Source organism: Avibacterium avium, from assembly GCF_900454535.1.
GTDB lineage: Bacteria > Pseudomonadota > Gammaproteobacteria > Enterobacterales > Pasteurellaceae > Avibacterium > Avibacterium avium.
Genome location: NZ_UGSP01000001.1, coordinates 832079 through 850341, shown reverse-complemented (window position 1 = coordinate 850341; position 18263 = coordinate 832079). Strand labels below are relative to the sequence as shown.

Annotated in this window: 17 protein-coding genes; 2 read left to right on the top strand and 15 right to left on the bottom strand. The window is 40.9% G+C overall.

What is annotated here, in order from left to right:
* Window positions 1-28 precede the first annotated feature (28 nt).
* The 15 genes from kduI to kbaZ form a co-directional block, all read right to left on the bottom strand.
* Window positions 29-871, bottom strand: a complete 843-nt coding sequence (gene kduI / locus DYC50_RS04260; protein WP_115249128.1) for a 5-dehydro-4-deoxy-D-glucuronate isomerase — start codon at window positions 869-871, stop codon at window positions 29-31.
* 184 nt (window positions 872-1055) lie between these two features.
* Window positions 1056-2006: a tagatose 1,6-diphosphate aldolase gene (locus tag DYC50_RS04255; protein WP_115249127.1), complete on the bottom strand. Its 951-nt coding sequence runs from the start codon at window positions 2004-2006 to the stop codon at window positions 1056-1058.
* Between the two features lie 33 nt (window positions 2007-2039).
* Window positions 2040-3200, bottom strand: coding sequence for an N-acetylglucosamine-6-phosphate deacetylase (gene nagA, locus DYC50_RS04250; RefSeq protein ID WP_115249126.1), 1161 nt, complete (start codon window positions 3198-3200; stop codon window positions 2040-2042).
* Window positions 3201-3212: 12 nt separating this feature from the next.
* Window positions 3213-3986: a transcriptional repressor AgaR gene (agaR, locus tag DYC50_RS04245; RefSeq protein WP_103853293.1), complete on the bottom strand. Its 774-nt coding sequence runs from the start codon at window positions 3984-3986 to the stop codon at window positions 3213-3215.
* 147 nt (window positions 3987-4133) lie between these two features.
* A complete protein-coding gene (locus tag DYC50_RS04240) occupies window positions 4134-4928 on the bottom strand; it encodes a carbohydrate-binding protein (RefSeq protein WP_147284851.1) in 795 nt (264 codons plus the stop codon).
* A gap of 47 nt (window positions 4929-4975) precedes the next feature.
* Window positions 4976-6598 carry a sulfatase family protein gene (locus DYC50_RS04235; protein WP_115249124.1) on the bottom strand — a complete coding sequence of 541 codons (1623 nt, stop codon included), beginning with the start codon at window positions 6596-6598 and terminating at the stop codon, window positions 4976-4978.
* Window positions 6599-6615: 17 nt separating this feature from the next.
* Complete coding sequence (locus DYC50_RS04230; RefSeq protein WP_115249123.1) at window positions 6616-7812, bottom strand: anaerobic sulfatase maturase; 1197 nt, start codon at window positions 7810-7812, stop codon at window positions 6616-6618.
* A 111-nt stretch (window positions 7813-7923) separates the two neighbouring features.
* A complete protein-coding gene (locus DYC50_RS04225) occupies window positions 7924-8562 on the bottom strand; it encodes an RpiB/LacA/LacB family sugar-phosphate isomerase (RefSeq protein ID WP_115249122.1) in 639 nt (212 codons plus the stop codon).
* Between the two features lie 35 nt (window positions 8563-8597).
* Window positions 8598-9647, bottom strand: a complete 1050-nt coding sequence (locus tag DYC50_RS04220) for a glycoside hydrolase family 88/105 protein (RefSeq protein ID WP_115249121.1) — start codon at window positions 9645-9647, stop codon at window positions 8598-8600.
* Window positions 9648-9679: 32 nt separating this feature from the next.
* Window positions 9680-10117 carry a PTS galactosamine/N-acetylgalactosamine transporter subunit IIA gene (gene agaF / locus DYC50_RS04215; protein WP_115249120.1) on the bottom strand — a complete coding sequence of 146 codons (438 nt, stop codon included), beginning with the start codon at window positions 10115-10117 and terminating at the stop codon, window positions 9680-9682.
* A gap of 82 nt (window positions 10118-10199) precedes the next feature.
* Window positions 10200-11066 (bottom strand): PTS system mannose/fructose/sorbose family transporter subunit IID, encoded by an 867-nt coding sequence (locus DYC50_RS04210; RefSeq protein ID WP_103853300.1) that lies wholly within the window; start codon window positions 11064-11066, stop codon window positions 10200-10202.
* Window positions 11056-11826: a PTS N-acetylgalactosamine transporter subunit IIC gene (agaW, locus tag DYC50_RS04205; RefSeq protein ID WP_103853301.1), complete on the bottom strand. Its 771-nt coding sequence runs from the start codon at window positions 11824-11826 to the stop codon at window positions 11056-11058. Before agaW ends, DYC50_RS04210 begins: the two co-directional genes overlap by 11 nt.
* 19 nt (window positions 11827-11845) lie before the next feature.
* Window positions 11846-12334 (bottom strand): PTS N-acetylgalactosamine transporter subunit IIB, encoded by a 489-nt coding sequence (agaV, locus tag DYC50_RS04200; protein WP_115249119.1) that lies wholly within the window; start codon window positions 12332-12334, stop codon window positions 11846-11848.
* 14 nt (window positions 12335-12348) lie between these two features.
* A complete protein-coding gene (locus DYC50_RS04195; protein ID WP_115249118.1) occupies window positions 12349-13509 on the bottom strand; it encodes an SIS domain-containing protein in 1161 nt (386 codons plus the stop codon).
* Between the two features lie 15 nt (window positions 13510-13524).
* Window positions 13525-14808: a tagatose-bisphosphate aldolase subunit KbaZ gene (gene kbaZ, locus DYC50_RS04190; protein WP_115249117.1), complete on the bottom strand. Its 1284-nt coding sequence runs from the start codon at window positions 14806-14808 to the stop codon at window positions 13525-13527.
* Window positions 14809-15095: 287 nt separating this feature from the next.
* On the opposite strand from kbaZ, the gene DYC50_RS04185 reads away from it, so the two are divergent.
* Together DYC50_RS04185 and DYC50_RS04180 are read left to right on the top strand one after the other, a co-directional pair.
* Window positions 15096-16664 carry a sulfatase family protein gene (locus DYC50_RS04185; protein ID WP_115249116.1) on the top strand — a complete coding sequence of 523 codons (1569 nt, stop codon included), beginning with the start codon at window positions 15096-15098 and terminating at the stop codon, window positions 16662-16664.
* Between the two features lie 48 nt (window positions 16665-16712).
* Entirely contained in the window at window positions 16713-18206 is a 1494-nt protein-coding gene (locus DYC50_RS04180) for a DUF2264 domain-containing protein (RefSeq protein ID WP_115249115.1), read from the top strand.
* Window positions 18207-18263 lie beyond the last annotated feature (57 nt).

The following is an 18263-nucleotide window of genomic DNA, read 5'->3' as shown; positions in this document are numbered from 1 at the left end:
AAAGATTGATATTTATGGTCATAAGCATTTAACGTAAATCATTCATCTCAATGAAATCCATATCATCAAATGTCTGATTTTCACCTGCCATTCCCCACACAAAACGATAATTTTTTGTACCGCAGCCTGAGTGAATTGACCAGCTTGGTGAAATAATTAATTGTTTATCTCGCACTACAATATGGCGAGTTTCTTGTGGCTCTCCTAAGAAATGAAAAACTACTTGATCTGGTGCAATATCAAAATAAAGATAAGCTTCCATACGACGTTCGTGAGTATGCGCTGGCATTGTATTCCATACACTACCAGTCTCTAATTCCGTCATTCCCATACAAAGTTGGCAAGTTGGCAGAATATCGGGATGCAAATATTGATTAATCGTCCTAGCATTTGCATTCTCTAAGGAGCCGAGTTTAACTTTCCGTGCTTCGGCATATTTGATAAGTTTATTTGGGAATTGATGATGGGCGGGAACGCTTAATCCGTATAAAACTGCAGGTTGTTTTGTATCAAGAGAAGAAAAAACGATATTTTCCGTTTCTTTACCTAAATACAGTGCATCGAAATGCGCTAAGGTGTAGCTCTCTTGCTCTGTTTCAATTAGTGCTGGGCCACCTAGATTAATAATACCTAACTCACGACGTTGCAAAAAGAAATCCGTACCAAAAGATTTTTTATCAATCACTTGATCCAAAAATAATTTTTCTGCCCCATTTGGTACTATGCCTAAAGCGACTAAACGATCGATATGGCTATATACTACATTAATCTTATTAAGCTGAAATAAATCTTCACAAAGAAAAGCATCGCGCAATCTTTGTGAATCATAATGTTTAGCATCCTCTGGATGCATATTGTGCAAAACTTTCATTCCATTTCTCCTGTTCAAACAGAATTCAGGTCAAATCTAAACTAGAATGAAGTTTCAGTCTATGAATAAGTTTTGATTTTGTGATCTTGATCTAAAATTTTTCAAAACAATGTTTCAAATAAGAAAAGCGGTCTAAAATAGACCGCTCTTTTTCTATGTATTTTCTCCGCATCACACCATCAGATTAAATGTTTAACGGCTGTGCGGTTTCTTTTAATACAGCATTAAGGGCTTCAATGTTGGCTTTGCCTTCGTTGAGTAACCATTGTTTTGCCGCTTCTGCACCTTCTGCTTTAAAGATTTCCGCAGCACCTGCCCAAGTGGCACGTCCGCATAATACGCCGTTGAAATCACAACCTGCGTCTTTGGCAAAACGTAGCGTGTCTAAGAATAATTGTGCGCTCACACCTGCACTTAAGAAGATAAATGGAATTTCGGTGGCATCGCTTTGTTCTTTGAAGTACGCTTTCGCTTGTGCTTGGCTATATACCGCGTCTTGCTCTGCGAAACCTTCGACAAATTTCATATCCACTGGCACTTCCACTTTTAACACATCAACGCCAAAACGTGGTTCGGAGAATAATTTCATCGCTTCGATCACTTTGCGCGGTTTGATTTTTGCGTATTCTTTCGGATCAGAAATATTCGCGTCATAGCTTACAAGCTCAAGGAAGAATGGCATTTCTTCTGCTTTACATTCTGAAGCCACGCGTTCTACAAAGGCTTCTTTGCGCTCATTCACTTCTTTGCCTTCGTCAATATCGATATAAAGCAATAATTTGATGCCGTCTGCGCCTTTCGCTTTTAAGCGTTGCACGGAAACATCGTCAATTAAATCTGGATAGCGACCCGGTTGGGTTTTGTCGTAACCAGTTTTTTCATAAGCCATTAATAAACCTGCGTTGGCAGCACGTTTTTCAGCCGCTTTCCAGCCCACTTCTGGGTCAAGCAAAATAGATGAGGCATAAGGGGTTAAGTATTCAGACACCAATACTTTAAACTCTGCAAGTTGTTCATTGCTTGCAGATTCGCCAAGCATACGGCGTAATGCGCCACGCTGGTCAATGGCGAGCGCCGCGATTAAATTGTCTTGGCTACATAATTTTTTTAAACGTTCAGTTCTTAACTTTGACATTGTTTTCTCTCCATCTTTGTAAATATAAAAATCTTAAAATTTTTCACCGCACTGATAAACTTGTTCGCCTTGAATATAAGTGGCTTGAACTTGTAATTCTTTGTTTAATAAAGTGAAATTTGCTTCTTTGCCGACAGCAATATCGCCAATGCGATCTGCCACGCCTAAATAGGTGGCGGGAATGGTGGTAACCATTTGAATGGCCTCCCAAACTGGCACATCAGCTTTGAATACCATATTGCGTAAGGCTTGATCTAGGCTGCAAGTACTGCCTGCGAGCGAGCCGTCAAAGGTTCTCGCTTGGCCGTTTTCTACCCGTACGGTTTGCACGCCTAGCGTGTACTCACCATCTGGCAAGCCACCTGCGCGCATACAATCTGTGATCAACACCATTCTGCGGTAAGTTTTTAATTTATAAGCTAAATTTAATACGGCTGGGTGAACGTGAATGCCGTCTGCAATGATTTCTGCCAGCATATCGTGATATAACACCGCCCCCGTACAACCCGGCTCGCGGTGATGTAAAGCACTCATTCCGTTAAATAAATGTACACCGCAATCCGCCCCTAAATAATAGGCTTTGGTCACTTGCTCAAAGGTGGCGTTAGTGTGTGCCACAGACACCTTTATGCCATTTTCCACCAACCATTTAATAGCAGGTTCGGCATTTTCGATTTCAGGTGCAATAGCGACCCGTAATAAAGTGCGGTCGGAAATTTGCAATAATTCTTCTAGCTGAGAAATCGTTGGTGGCATTAAATATTCGGTTGGGTGCGAGCCACGATGGCGTTCGGTAAAATAAGGCCCTTCCATAAAGCTACCCAACAATTCCGCACCAGATTGTCGCCCTTGCCGAATGTAATCTTTCATTCGTTGCATTGAGGAAAGAATATTCGCCCAAGGGGCTGAAACGGTCGTTCCTACCCACGCGGTAACCCCTGTTTGTGGTAGAGCTTTTGCAATGGTCGCCAGTGCGGTGTCGTTTTCGTCCATCACATCGGCACCAGCACGGCCGTGAATATGCACATCAATGAAACCCGCAGAAAGATAGCTGTCAGGATAATAATGTACATCGCAATCAGTGGGCTTTTCTACTTGGATACGTTCGATTTTACCTTGATTTATCACCACATATTTATTCAGTAACTCCCCTGATGAAGTCATCACTTTTTCAGGTTTAATGGCATAACGCATTGTTTTTTCCTCTTAATCTACAATAATTACTTCAATATTATTTTCCTGAAGTGCGGTCAAATATTCAGGAGAAATGCCAGAATCGGTAATTAATACATCAATATCGGCAAATTTGCGGATAACGTGGCAACTTTTTTTACCAAATTTACTGGAATCCGTTACCGCAATCACTTGATTAGAAATCTCGCACATAATGCGGTTGAGATTCGCCTCTTGCTCATTATGCGTGGTAATACCTGCTTGAATATCAAATCCATCAACGCCCAAAAATACTTTGCTGAAGCAGTAATTTGCTAAACTCGCATCTGCTTGTGGTCCAGAGAAAGACATCGCATTTTTGCGTAATTTACCGCCTGTCATGAGCACTTCCACATTTTCCGCATCGGCTAATTCAGAAGCAATATCCAGCCCATTTGTCATTACCAGCACATTTTTCACTGTGGATTTTTTCAACGCAGCAGCAATTTCTCGCGTGGTCGTGCCTGAATCTAAAATAATAATATCATCGTCATTAATCAGTTTTAGCGCGGCTTCCGCAATCTTATTTTTTGCCCCTAAATTACGATGTCTTTTTTCGGCATTGCTTAATTCTGCGATCATTCCTTTATTTGGTACAGCACCACCGTGTGAACGCACAATATAGCCATTTTTTTCTAAAAAATTGAGATCTTGCCGAATAGTAACGGTAGAAACAGAAAAGGTTTCAGCCAAATCTTCCACACGGGCAGAAGAATTTTTATTGACTATTGCGACAATCTCCATTCGTCTTTCAATTGCACTTTTCATCTTTTCGTCCTTTAAGATGTGATATAAAAAATTATAGACCAAAATAAAGCAAAATGAAATAAAACGAAAACCAAGATATTGAAAAAAGATTAACTTATCAGCATAAAATTTTACTTCACTTTCATTTTCTTATCTTTTTCTTCATTCTTAAATATTTCTGCCTAATACTTCAATTTGGCTTAATGCCGTAAACGGTGATGGATCTTTCGCTTTCACAAAATGCGTTAATTGCAGATAGTCGCATTGCCGTTTGGCAAATTGGAAAAACTGGGGTTGCCCTGTTCTTGCTAAATTTAAGATTTCTTCTGAGCCATCAGAAAACTGTACGTTAATTTGTTGCCACCACGCATCGTGCGGAAAATCTGCACGCAAAATTAGCACAAGTCCATCAACTTCTACGTTGCGTCCAAATTCAATTTTTAATTCTGCATTCGGATCTTGTGCGTTACTCCAAGAAGTGAAAGGGTAAGAACCGTGTGCATTGCTGTCAAAAACACCGTCAATCACATTGTATGGCGCAAAACGAATGTTGCTCGCCACAATGTTGCTACTGATACGAGGATAAACGCTTGTTTGCTGTGGTTGAAAATACGGATTAAAGGCAAGATTGCCATATTGCGCCACTTCGTAATCTCTGGCTACGCGTACCCATAGAAAATGAATGCCCCCTTGGAATGCCTTATCGCTGTTAAATAAACGTCTGTCATCGCCAAAAGGAATGCGGTATTCAAAGCGATTTTCAGTTAAATAAACAAGGCTGCTTTCAAGGCTGTCTTCTAAGCGTAATTTTAAATAGCAAGGTACATTATCTGTTTCAATACAAATGCGATCGCCTGCTTGATACTCACCTTTGTAGGTGAGCATTAAGAAATCAAACGCACTTTTACACAGTTTAATATTATCGTCTTTGTCTAAAATGCTGAGCGTAATTTTTGTCATCATTCTTCCTCAAAAAAATCAGCCACCATAACAGTGGCTGATTCATCAGATTATTTTGCTTTTGCTGAAGCCTCAATCGCTTGGAATTCTTCAGGATTCCACGCCATTGGTTTTGGTTGTGTGCTGATCCAGTCGTAAAATGCTTTTTGCAATTCTTTCACTTTTTCTGGATATTTATCTGCCACATCTTGGCTCTCTGCTGGGTCAACTTTGTCGTGATAAAGATGAAGTTTGTTACTTCCGTCATTGTAGAAATATAACGCCCAATCTTGATCGCGAATTGCCCACGAGCTTTTCGAGAGTTTTTCTAAGTTTGGATTTTTCGGCGCATCATTGGTGTTATAGGTGATATATTTCCAATAATCCGCCCAGAATTTTTGGTTATCCTCACTATAATGTTTTGCACCAGGCCCCGCCCAATAGAGATATTTATGCGGTGAAACTTTTTCTTTGCCTTCTAACACTGGCAAAATATCACGACCATCAAGTTTTAAAGAAGCTGGCACTTTAATATTCGCAGCTTTCAGTGCTGTTGGTAGAATATCTACTGCAGAAATTAAGCTGTCATTTTTGGTATCCGCTGGAATGTGTCCCGGCCAAGAAACGATGAATGGCACTCGCACACCACCGTTATACATTTGTCCTTTAAAGCCACGATCCATTCCATTTAATGGCATTGGTGCTTCGTGTACAGAACCGTTATCGGATAAGAAGAAGATAATAGTATTATCTAATTTGCCATCGGCTTTTAATTTGTCGATGATTTTACCAATGCCCTCATCAGCCGCATTGATCGCCGCAAAATATTTATCCGCTTCAACGTTACCTGTATTGAATTGATCCATATATTTTGCTGGTGAAGCTTCTTCTAATGGAATGTGCGGTACGCTATAGGCAAGATTTAAGAAGAATGGTTTATCCCCTGCTTTATCAATAAATTGCAGCGCTTCATTGGTTAAATTATGGGTTAAATAGCCCGGTGCTTCGATTGGTTTGTCATTACGCCATAAAGCCGGTGAATTCCACAATGCTGCCCCTGATACAAAGTAGCTGTAAGAATAATCAAAACCGCGATCAGTTGGGAAATAACCTTTATCTGGTACAGATGAGAAGTTATCGTGGTAATCACGGGTTTTTACATCATCAGGCTTAGTGATACGTCCAATTTTTCTGTCTTTATTCACTCGAGCATTATGGTATTTACCAATATTCGCCGTGGCATAGCCATTTTCTTGGAATAACGCTGGCAACAGCTTCACATCAAGTGAAATACCGTTGAAAGAATCATCATTACTATAAATACCAAATGACGCTGGATAACGTCCTGTCAAAATCCCTGCACGAGATGGGCCACAAACAGGGTGAGCAACGAACGCATTGGTCATTTTTACCCCAGTTGCGGCTAATTTAGACACATTCGGCATTGCACGCTGTGCAGCGTCAATCATTTTATCTAAATCACCTTGATAACGAGCAGCAACAGGGCGTTTGCTTAATTCGTTCTTGTCTAAGCTGTCAATGGCGAAATCAAGCTGGCCTGTGCCTAAATCGTCCATTACAATAACCAGTACATTCGGTTTTTGAGGATCTTGGCTGTGTGCGTAAACAGGCTGAGCCGCAGCACCAACAACCAATGCGGATAATAAACACTGACTAAGTAACGAGCGTTTCATTATGATCTCCTTTGATTTTAGTTGATTATTTTCATAATATCTTCAGCCAACCCGCCACGCTGAATAATTTCCCGCATACGGTGCATCAAAGGTGCGGTTTGACGGAAGAAGAGTTGGTAAGAAGGACAAAGATAATTTTGTTTAAATTTTTCCCCTTTCAAATTCACAATACGATGCTTCGGACACCCGCCTTGACAAATCATTCTCACATCACATTTTTCGCAGGCTTTAGTGAGCGTTTCTTTTTTCGCCTTACCAAATTTTTGTTGCTTGGTTGAAAGTGCAATTTGATTGAGAGGCTGTTTATTCACATTACCTAAACGATAATCAGGATAAACATAGTGATCGCAAAAATAAACATCACCATTGGCTTCTACGATCATTGCGGTGCCACAAGTTTCCGTATGAATACAGCTGGTGGAAGGATAGCCCAACCATTGCCCAAGTAAGTTATCAAATTCACGCACGAAAATACGCCCCACATCTTGTCGAACCCATTCGGTAAACACGTCTAATAGGAAATGCCCGTAGCCATCGGCTGGTACAGAAAAGGGAGCCATTCGATAATTTTTTCCAGGACTATAATCACAGCGTTGTAAGGAATAATTCGCCACTTCAACAATAGGAATAAACTGCATAAAAGTCGAGCCTAACTCTTTCAACGCTTGGTAAGTTTCCCGTCCTTTATCCCAGTTTTTATCATTAATTACAGTGAGCGTATTAAAATCCACTTCATATTCTTTTAATAGATCAATGGCTTTTTTCACCCGTTCAAATGTGGGCTGCCCATTGACAGAAATACGATAGCGGTCGTGAACCTCACTTAAACCATCCACAGAAATCCCTATAAGAAAATTATTTTCTTTGAAAAATTCTGCCCATTGACGATTAATCGCAATGCCATTGGTTTGAAAACCATTGGTGATGGTTTTTCCGTTAGCAAATTCTTTCTGAAATTGCACCGCTCTTTTAAAAAAATCCAAACCGAGTAAGGTGGGTTCACCGCCTTGCCACGCGAAATCAACGTGATCGCCTGCGTGGGATTCAATGTAGTTTTTGGTATATTGACGTAAAGTATCGTCAGACATTAGGCGAACGTTATGTGTTAGGACTTGCTCTTTTTCCAAATAAAAACAGTATTCACATTTGATATTGCAATGGAAACTACTTGGTTTTGCCATCATATGAAAATAAGCGGGTTGAGATTGACACATAAACAACTCCTAATGTGAAAGAAATGTTAGGTTAGGGAAATGATAATTTTAGTTTAAACAGAATTATCTTTGAAAGGGGAAATGTCCTATTTCCCCTTTATTAATAGCAAATTAGCTATTTAATACTTCAGTAACGTAAGCACGAATTGCGTCATCTTGACAGTTGTCGAAGAAGCATTGTTGGAAGCGCTCACCGCTTACCGCTGTTTTCACCAATTCTGGATCAATTGAACGCAAGGTGTCTAAATAGTCTTTTGCCACCGCCGTTTTCACTTGATTGAGAATGCCAGCATTGCGAACTTGAGGTTCACGACGTTCAACTGGATAGCCTTGACCACGCTCACCTTCAAAGGCTTTTTCAAACATATAACGCACGTTTAACTCTGCGCCCCAGCCGAATCCTTTCGCAAAGGCTAAAGATAACGCATTACCGTTGTTGATTTGTGCGAATAAAAATGCGTCCGCTGGTTCTAAACAGTAACCGCACACCACACCTGGGTGCAGGTTTAATGACATTAATGCACCTTGCCCTGTTCCACAACCCGCTACAACAAAATCAACGGCTTTTGAGTTTAATAAAATGCTCGCCATAATCCCTAAGTGGATATAAGTTAAGTGGTGATCTTGCTCGCTGTTCATTCCCACGTTATAAACGCTATGCCCTTTCGGCTCAACCACGTTTTTTAACTCATTTAAGATAATTGGATTTTTCGCCGCTTGGCTGTTTTCCATCATTAATGCAATTTTCATTTTTCTTTCCTTAATTCAATAATTAAAAGTTACCGTTATTCGGCTTGTAATTGATAAATTTCTGCTCCTGCAAGTAAGAAAGCACCTACACCGTAATCGATGTTGTCTTCTTCTTTCACTTCACGCGGATTGAAAGCAGGAAGCTGAATCCAGCCTAATTTGCCCTCAGGATTGACCGCACTTTCTAATGCAGCCCACGCTTTTTCAACCACTGGCAAATAAGTTGCACGATCTAAAATGCCTTGATTGATCCCCCAAGCTAATGCGTAGCAGAATAATGCCGTTGCACTGCTCTCTTTCGCAGGGAACGTTTGCGGATCAAGTAAGCTCGCTCGCCAGAAACCATCTTCTTGTTGGAATGGTAAAACGATTTCTGCAAGCTGACGATAAAGGGTTAAATAACGCTCACGTTCTGGATAGTCTTCGGGCATATCACGGAATAAGCGTGGAATCGCTGCAATCACCCAACCTACGCCACGTCCCCAAAAGACTTTTTCACCATTGGCTTCACGCAATTCACCGCCTTTGCCATCTGGAATATAACGGTAATCACGATAGAACAAGCCCGTTTCTTTATCTTGTAAGTGATCAACAGAATCCCACCACGCTTGGTTTGCGTAATCACGATATTTGCTTTCGCCCGTTAATGTGGATAAAGCAAAAAACACTTGTGGTGCCATAAAAAGTGAATCACACCACCACCAATCTTCACGCCCTGGTTTTGGATTTGCCAGCATATCTTCTACAAAGTTGATGGTTGGCTCTAAGGCTTCTGGTTGATTAAATAACGGATACACATCAAGATAGGATTGTGCACAAACCAAATCATCAGCAAAGCGTAAATGTGGTCCTGTGCGGAAACCCGTGTGCAAGGTGTAATCTAATGCCCCATCTAAAAAGGTTTGTTCACCTGTTACTTTCCACGCGTTGGACACGCTTGCCCAAAATACCGCGCGATCCCAGTCTGTGTCTTTAATAAAACGAATGCGACCTGTGCGGCGTACAACGGTACGAGTTTGATGTGCTGCCTGCCATTGATACACTTTTTTCATCAATGCAAGAGTTTGCTGTTGTTGAGGGTTCATAATTTTTCCTCTTTTATTTTAAGCCAGAATGCTTATAGTCCGTCTGTTTCGTCTTCATCATCTTGCGAAAGTGCGGCAAGATCTTGGCGTAAATCTTTAATTTGGCTAAATTCGCCATTGGCAAGACAATCCGTTAATTCACGCAAGGTGAATTCCTCACGTTCTAATGCCGCATTGACGATCATTGATAAATTTGTGCCAGCCACTACTTCGACATTAGGATCTTGCAATAAGAGATTGATTGCACGATTACAAGGAGAACCGCCATAAAGATCCACTAAAAATAACACACCGTCCCCTGAGTTTACACGCTCTTTCGCCGCTAATAATTGGGCTTCTAGCTCATCAGTGGACATAGATTCTAAGAAATCAACAAATTCTAATTGCGGTTGTTCGCCAACAATAGCTTGTACAGCAGAACGCATACCCGAAGCAAAATTAATATGACCTGATACCACGATACCTAACATAAGCTGTCCTTGTTTTTCTTGTTATTGTGGAGGGAATGAGATAGCTCTCATTCCCTGATTTCATTGATTACTCAACTGTGCATTAGATAATGCCGATTAAATGTCCAACCACACCGAAAGCAAGCATACTGAAGATCAATACTGGTGGTTTTGCCCAGAAGCCTGTGCCTTTTACTAATTTAAACATTAGGAAAACTAAGGCTAATGGTAACAAGTTTGGCATAATCTTATCGAAAAGTGCGGTCTGTAATTCCACCACTTTTCCCCCCATTTCTATGGTTGCCGTGGTTTTAAAGCGTATAAAGGTCGCACATAATGCCCCGATAACGAAAATACCCATAATGTTCGCCGCTTTAGCTAAACGCTCGGTAGAATCACTCATATTTACCATCGCAGCTGTACCGGCTTTATATCCCATAAACATCAAGCTGAAGTACACAAAGAAGTGTAAAATTTGATATAGGATAAAGAACACGAACGGCCCCGCAATCGATCCTTCAATGGCAATAGATGAACCTAATGCAAGAGTTAATGGCATAATGGTCATATGGTCGATACCATCACCGATACCTCCAGTTGGCCCCATACCTGCTACTTTCATTACGTTGATAGTAGATGGTTTTTCTTTATTTTCTTCCATCGCAATGGCTGTACCAAGCAAGAAAGTAAAGAGTTTTGGACTTGCATTGAAGAATTGTAGGTGGTTTTTCAATGATTTCGCTAAATCATATTTATTGTTACCGTGAATTTTTTTCAACGCTGGGATAATTGAATATGCCCAACCACCTGCTTGCATACGTTCAAAGTTGAAGTTCCCTTCCATAAACAAACCACGAATCGCACATTTCCAAAGATCACCTTTTGTAATCACTTTGCGAACGGTTTGATCTTGATACGCATCGATATCATCAACAAGATTTACTTGATTATTTACGTTTTTAGATTCCATCTTCGAACTCCTGTGCTTGTGATTGGTTGTTGTTATTGCTGTTACCTGAGAAGTAGAAATAAAGTACTGCGATTGAACCACCGATGATTGCAACGGCCATAATTGGTAGTTTTAAGTAAGTGGTTGCAACGAAACCGATGAAGAACACACCCGCAACTTGTTTTGACCACATAATTTTTAATAACATTGCAAAACCGATTGCTGGAACTAAACGCGCACCTAAGCCTAAGCCTTCTAATAATGCTTTTGGTGAGTTATTGTTGATCCAATCTGCTGCGTGTTCACCAAAGTACACGGTAATAAAGGCAACGATTGCATACATTAATGAACGTAATGAAATCGTCGAAATCAATAAGAAATCAATACCATTTGGATTCGCTTGTTCCGCATACTCATCGGCTTTACCCATTGTGAATGAAGTTAATGCGAAGAAACCAATCACCAACATTTGCATTAACACCGCAATTGGCATACCTACACCCATTGCCACTTCTGCACTTTGACCTGTCATTGCGGCGAAAGCCACTGCAGCGATAGTACCCATTGTTACATCTGGTGGCTGAGCCCCAGCATTAGGCACTAAACCTAACCAAGCTAATTCCAGTGTTGCACCTGTGATTAAGCCTAATTGCAAATCCCCCATAATCAAGCCCACAACAGGCCCTGTGATTAACGGACGGTGGATATTTAATGCGACATCGTATTTATCGATACCACAGAAGAACGCCCAAACGGCGACTAATAATGCTTCAGTTAACATAAACGCTCCTTATTGAGTATTAAAGATATTGTTTAATATCGATTTCTTGTGCGTCCGGCGTATTTTGGATTGTGCAAGTTACCCCTGCGTTCACCATACGGCGGAACGCGTCAAGATCCTTTTCATCAACAGAAACCGTTTTAGTCAATTGTTTTTTTCCTTCATGGAAGTGCATATTACCGATATTGCAATGTTTGATAGGCACACCACCTTCAACTAAGCGTGCGACATCTGTTGGATTGTTACATAAAATAAAGATTTTTTGTTGTGGCGATGCTTTATGAATCACATCAATGGTTTTTTGGATTGTGAAGAAACGCACAGCATATTCACCACCCGCTGAAGCTTTCATACCCGCTTGCATAAATGCCGCATTTGGGCCTTCTGCTGCTTCATCGTTTGCCACTAAAATCAAATTGGCTTCTGAGTGTTTACCCCAAGTAATACGGATTTGTCCGTGTAGTAAACGCTCGTCAATTCGTGTCCATACAATATTAGGTGCTGACATAAAAATCTCCTTAATTATGAATTAAATGGGTGAATAATAACGCCTTGAACCACTCGGTTTACTTCACCTGTTGGGCAAGGATTGTCGGTGGTGATACCACGACTGAAAGAACTATAAAATGAATTCACTTGCGCAAAGACAATGTATGGGAATAACAAGGCATAATCTGGTGCATTGCTAAAGCCTTCCACTTCAATCACATCTTCACCTCCCACGCCTGCTTGCGCAGTTAAACATACAACGCGACTTGCGATATTATCGCGGCGCAATTCATTATATAAATCAAGATCATATAAACGGGTATAAGGTTGATTTGATAAAAATTCTACGACCACTGTTTTAGGATTCACAATAGATTTAGGCCCGTGGCGGAAACCAAGTGGTGAATCATAGGTTGCCACAATACGCCCTGCGGTTAATTCCAAAATTTTCAACGCAGATTCTTGTGCAAGGCCTTGTAAGCCACCACTACCTAAATAGATAATGCGCTCCATATCAACCTTAGAAAGTTGGCGTGCATAATCCACATAACGTGGGATCAATTTTTCTGTGGCATCGCAAATAAATTGTAGCTGTTCAACTACTGAGCCTTTTGGCAATAAGAACACTGAAAGCGCGGATAACATCATTGAGCTAAAGCTAGATGTCATTGCAAAACCGCCGTCATTGGTTTGTGGTGGCATTAATAAGGCTAAAGTGCGGTCATTTTTTTGCGCATTTTGATATAACGCGCCTTGCTCATTACAAGTAATGAATAAATGATAGCAATTGGTTAAACACTGATTGGCTAACTCTACCGCAGCCACACTTTCAGGGCTGTTGCCTGAACGCGCGAAAGAAATTAATAAGGTTGGCACGTCCTGTGCAAAATATTGGTAAGGATTAGACACAATATCTGTTGTGGCAATGGATTCCACTCGTTTATCCGTTAAGGTTAAAACGAAAGGCTGTAAGGAATGCCCCACGAAAGCTGAGGTTCCTGCACCGGTGAAAATCACACGTCCATTTGCTGCATTCATTACAGGCGCAATGAAATCTAAGATTTGCTGACGTTGCGCTTCCACTGTCTGTAATGCTTGTAACCAAGCCTGAGGCTGATGCTCAATTTCTTTTGCGGTCATAATGGCTTTGCCTGCCACTAATTCGCTTTCTGAAAATCCTAAATAACTTGTCATCTTATCTATCCTCAATTATTTATTGAAAAAACTTGCTAAGGCGTATTGGCGAACAACTGCACGGACTTTGTCTAGCACTAATTCTCTACCGCGTGGTGCAAGTGTGCCTTCGCGCACAGCAACATATTGCTCTGGTAAATATTGGCTTAATAGTGGTAATGGAATATCCAGATTGTCAAAATTCGCTAACAATTTCTCCACTGCCGCAGCAATTTCAGGATTTGTCCAGTAATAACGAATACGATCACTAAAGCTAAAACTTCTTGCAAAACGTTGCTCTAATTCTGTGCCGTGATAGTATTTTTGCCAGTTTTCTGGGTGTGCTAACATTTGCTCTTCAAGCACGGCGAGTAAGTTGGAACGTTGTTCTGCTGGGAATAAATAGTCTTCCATTGCACATAAAGCATATAAACCCTCACGCAATGCAAACGTTAATGCCGGCCCAACTTTTAAAATCGCAAAGTGATTTTTTACTAAGGCTTTGTAAGCTTCTTCTGTTTGATAATCAGTAGAATGTGCTTCAAACACTAGATTTTCATAATCATTGACCACTTGGCTTAAGGCTTGCGCTTTCTCTGGAATAAAATCAATCACTTTAGTGTGATCAAACTCCACGCCTGGCTGCACCACCAAACCAATTACGCGTGGCCAAATATGTTCTAACCCAACGCGAGCAAGGGCTTGTTGATGAGCATTAATGGTGGCTTTCGCGGCACTTGGTGAAGTTACTTCTAATTCGGCAATTTCTTCTGCTTCACCGCCTGGTACAGGAACTTCTGTGCCAACAATGTAAACGATGCGATCAGCAAAGCCATTTTTCGCTGCCGTTTGTTCTGCAACTACAGCAAGACGAGCGGCACGTTCTGCCACAATTTCATCAGACAAAGGTACAGGATCGCCTTTGCAAGACATACTGCAATCTAAATGAATTTTTTCAAATCCTGCTGCAACATAAGCTTCAATAAGTTTCTCTGCGTTTGCCATTGCCTCATCAGCGGTTAATCCTTGCCAACGATTAGGCCCTAAATGGTCGCCACCTAAAATTAATTGATCACGCGGAAATCCTACTTCATCTGCTAATTTTTCAACAAAGTGGCGAAAATCTGCAGGTGTCATTCCTGTATAACCACCAAATTGATCCACTTGGTTAGAGGTTGCTTCAATAAGTAATGGCGTTTGATCTTGTTTTGCCTGCAACAATGACGCTTCTAATACAAGGGGATGAGCAGAACAAACCGAATAAATTCCGGTTGCCTCGCCCGCTTTATGTCGTTGGATTAGGTTTAGCAAAATACTCATTTTTATTTACTTCCTTTTCGGTATACTAAATTTCGTTTTCGTCATTATGAAAGAAATTTCACTTTCATATTGTTTTAAGATGATTATAACGAAAGAAATCAAAGCAAAAAAATACCAAAATCAAAATCTGTGATCTAATTCACAAAATAAAATATTTTTTGTAAAACGATGTTTTAAAATATGGTTAGGCAGTCATTTTTATGAAAAAATGACCGTACTTTGTTTTAGATATTCGTACAACAAAGTGTAACTAATCTATCCTACTTAAACGTTTGAGGAGCTATAAGATGAGTATCTCACGTCGTAATTTTATAAAGGGCGTTGCAACAACAGGCGCTGCTGCAGCATTATCAGCGGGTGTATCTAAAACCGCTATGGCTTCAGAAAAAGACCGCTGTACGAGCAAAAAACCAGAAAAACCCTTAAATTTACTGTTAGTTTTTCCTGATGAAATGCGTGCAATGGCACAAGGATTTAAACATCAAGATCCAGCTATTACCCCCCATCTTGATGCCTTTGCTAAAACAGCTAAGGTGATGGATCAAATGGCATCAAACTATCCGCTTTGTTCGCCTTTCCGTGGAATGTTAATGACAGGTAAATATCCATTACACAACGGTGTAACAGGCAATACTCACGATTACGGTGGCAAAGTAGGGATTGAACTTTCCCCTTATGCAAAATGTTGGTCTGATGTATTAAAAGATGAGGGGTATTCGTTAGGTTACATTGGTAAATGGCATTTGGACGTGCCGCAAGAGCCGTACATTAAGAGCTACAACAACCCAATGGAAGGACGCTATTGGAATGATTGGACACCACCAGATCGCCGTCACGGTTTTGATTTCTGGTATTCTTATGGTACTTATGATCTTCATTTAAAACCAATGTATTGGGGCAATGACACGCCGCGTGAATACCCTGAATATGTTGATCAATGGGGGCCTGAACACGAGGCAGATATGGCGATTAAATATCTTCGCAATGAAGGTAATCAATATCGCGATCCAAGCAAACCGTTCGCCTTAGTGGTTTCAATGAACCCACCTCATTCCCCTTATGATCAAGTGCCACAAAAATATCTTGATATGTATCCGCAAAGTTCTAAAGAACTCAACACACGCCCAAATGTAGATTGGGATAAAAAATATCAAGAAGGCTACGGTCCGCAATATTTCAAAGAATACTTGGCGATGGTTTCAGGGGTTGATGACCAATTTGGCCGCATTCTTGCCGAACTTGACAAACAAGGCTTGGCAGACAACACCTTAGTAGTGTTCTTCTCTGACCACGGTTGTTGTATGGGTTCTCACGGTGCGCCAACCAAAAATAATATTTATGAAGAATCAATGCGCGTGCCAATGATGTTCCGCTTACCGGGCAAAATCCCTGCGGGTGTGAATGAGAGCTTAATGTCTGCGCCAGATATTTATCCAACCATCTTAGATCTTCTTGGTTTCAAAGATAGCATTCCAGATAGCGTGGAAGGGGTGAGCTTGGCAGAACAAGTGCTACACGACAAAGGGGTTAGCCCAACTTCTCAGCTCTATCTCTTTGTGCCTTATGGTCAACCTTCTTTTGGCAGACGTGGCGTGCGCACCAAAACTCACACATTAGAAGTTGATCGTCAAGATGGCGAACCATTGAAATATAAACTCTTTGATAATGTGGCAGATCCATACCAAATGAAGAATATTGCAGATAGCAATCCTGAATTGGTACAAAAACTGATCAAAGAAGAATTATTGCCTTGGTTAGAAAAAACTGGTGATTCTTGGCGTCCAGTGGAATTCATTACTGGCCCAACGAAAAAAATGAAAAAACAACTGGAAAGCTGTGCGGCACCAAAAGCCTAACAGCACGCACTCACTGAATGTTCAGTGAGTGCAACTAGGAGCGGATAAATGCCAACCCAACCTCAAATTCGTTTTACTGAACGACCTTATTTAGCTCACGAACATCCTCGTTTACGGGATTATTGGCGGGCATTTAAGGAAAGATTGCAGCGTTCAGTGAAACGAAAAGCCTTGTTTGGCAATACTGATCCTCTTATTGATAAACAGCTCAAACAGGCATTTACAAAAGATTCCACCTTTTCGCAAGAAAAGTTTGAATTATTGGTGAGTTATTTTATCCGCTCCTTTCTTCATTATGCCAATGATGGCTATGCTCGTGCCGATTATCACGGCTATCCTTCTGAACAAGGAATGGTTTCCGATTCCATTGAAGGAGCTGCACGCAACTATCCTTTGTTAGCTGCCTATTTACATTATCAACCTAATACCAATCCCACTCTTGTTAAGCAAGTGCAACAGGCCTTATCCGCTGGCTTTCTCAATGCCACTGATCCCAGCCATTCAGGCTATTGGGGAGAATTAAAAAGTTTTCAGCAAACAATCTGCGAAAGTGCGGATTTCGCTTTGGCTCTGTGGTTAAGCAAAGAACACGTTTGGACGCATTACAACGCCCAGCAAAAACAGCAAATCATTGATTGGTTACGCCAAATTAACCAAGTGCAAACCGTGGACAACAACTGGCATTTGTTTATTTTATTAGTGCAGTTTGTAGTAAAAGATCTTACTGGTATTGATGAAATTAACCACGAACGCTATCAACGAATTAAAGAATTTTATGTGGGTAATGGCTGGTTTCGTGATGGTGAGAAAGGCAATTTCGATTATTACAACTCTTGGGGCTTCCATTATGGGCTATTTTGGCTCGATCAAATTTCACCCAATTTTGACCGCACTTTCATTCAGCAAAGTGCGATGGAATTTTGTCAAGATTTTCACTATTTATTTGCGCCACAAGGTTTTGCTTTTTTCGGGCGCAGCCTACCCTACCGTTTCGCCGCACCTACCGCTTTAATTAGCACAATGATCCAACAACAAAAAAGCAATGGGCAAGGTAAGCGTATTTTATCTTGCCTAACGCATTTCTTTATTCAGCAAGATGCCATTGCGCACGGCAATGTAACACAAGGCTTATTGCAAAAAGACAGACGACTAGTTGATCCTTATAGTGGCGCTGCAAGTGGTTTGTGGTCATTACGTCCTTTCATTTTGTTACTTTATGGCAGCCAAAAAATCCCTTTCTGGCAAACTGAAGAACAGCCCCTTGCCATTGAACAGCGAGATTACGATATTCGCATTCCCGCCATTAATTTGCGCATTATTGGCACACAAGCCACACAAGAAATTGTGGCGTTGTTTGAACATCAACAATATCCCAACGCTCCTTTTGCCCAAGCTTGTTTACAACAGCAAAACATCATAACGAAAGGAATTGAATGGCTTTGCGGACGCTCCACCAGAGGGAAAAATAATTTATTGCGTAAAGGCGTAACGGCCTTTTCATCAAAATTATCCCTGTATCTTCCCGACAAAGCAAAAAAATAGCAAAAAACCACCGCACTTTTCTCGCTAAGGTTTTGCGCTAACTAATCACCATAAAAA

Excerpts from the sequence above, each read along its gene's own strand:
- kduI (WP_115249128.1), bottom strand. The coding sequence starts at position 871 with ATGAAAGTTTTGCACAATATGCATCCAGAGGATGCTAAACATTATGAT.
- DYC50_RS04255 (WP_115249127.1), bottom strand. The coding sequence starts at position 2,006 with ATGTCAAAGTTAAGAACTGAACGTTTAAAAAAATTATGTAGCCAAGAC.
- nagA (WP_115249126.1), bottom strand. The coding sequence starts at position 3,200 with ATGCGTTATGCCATTAAACCTGAAAAAGTGATGACTTCATCAGGGGAG.
- agaR (WP_103853293.1), bottom strand. The coding sequence starts at position 3,986 with ATGAAAAGTGCAATTGAAAGACGAATGGAGATTGTCGCAATAGTCAAT.
- DYC50_RS04240 (WP_147284851.1), bottom strand. The coding sequence starts at position 4,928 with ATGATGACAAAAATTACGCTCAGCATTTTAGACAAAGACGATAATATT.
- DYC50_RS04235 (WP_115249124.1), bottom strand. The coding sequence starts at position 6,598 with ATGAAACGCTCGTTACTTAGTCAGTGTTTATTATCCGCATTGGTTGTT.
- DYC50_RS04230 (WP_115249123.1), bottom strand. The coding sequence starts at position 7,812 with ATGTGTCAATCTCAACCCGCTTATTTTCATATGATGGCAAAACCAAGT.
- DYC50_RS04225 (WP_115249122.1), bottom strand. The coding sequence starts at position 8,562 with ATGAAAATTGCATTAATGATGGAAAACAGCCAAGCGGCGAAAAATCCA.
- DYC50_RS04220 (WP_115249121.1), bottom strand. The coding sequence starts at position 9,647 with ATGAACCCTCAACAACAGCAAACTCTTGCATTGATGAAAAAAGTGTAT.
- agaF (WP_115249120.1), bottom strand. The coding sequence starts at position 10,117 with ATGTTAGGTATCGTGGTATCAGGTCATATTAATTTTGCTTCGGGTATG.
- DYC50_RS04210 (WP_103853300.1), bottom strand. The coding sequence starts at position 11,066 with ATGGAATCTAAAAACGTAAATAATCAAGTAAATCTTGTTGATGATATC.
- agaW (WP_103853301.1), bottom strand. The coding sequence starts at position 11,826 with ATGTTAACTGAAGCATTATTAGTCGCCGTTTGGGCGTTCTTCTGTGGT.
- agaV (WP_115249119.1), bottom strand. The coding sequence starts at position 12,334 with ATGTCAGCACCTAATATTGTATGGACACGAATTGACGAGCGTTTACTA.
- DYC50_RS04195 (WP_115249118.1), bottom strand. The coding sequence starts at position 13,509 with ATGACAAGTTATTTAGGATTTTCAGAAAGCGAATTAGTGGCAGGCAAA.
- kbaZ (WP_115249117.1), bottom strand. The coding sequence starts at position 14,808 with ATGAGTATTTTGCTAAACCTAATCCAACGACATAAAGCGGGCGAGGCA.
- DYC50_RS04185 (WP_115249116.1), top strand. The coding sequence starts at position 15,096 with ATGAGTATCTCACGTCGTAATTTTATAAAGGGCGTTGCAACAACAGGC.
- DYC50_RS04180 (WP_115249115.1), top strand. The coding sequence starts at position 16,713 with ATGCCAACCCAACCTCAAATTCGTTTTACTGAACGACCTTATTTAGCT.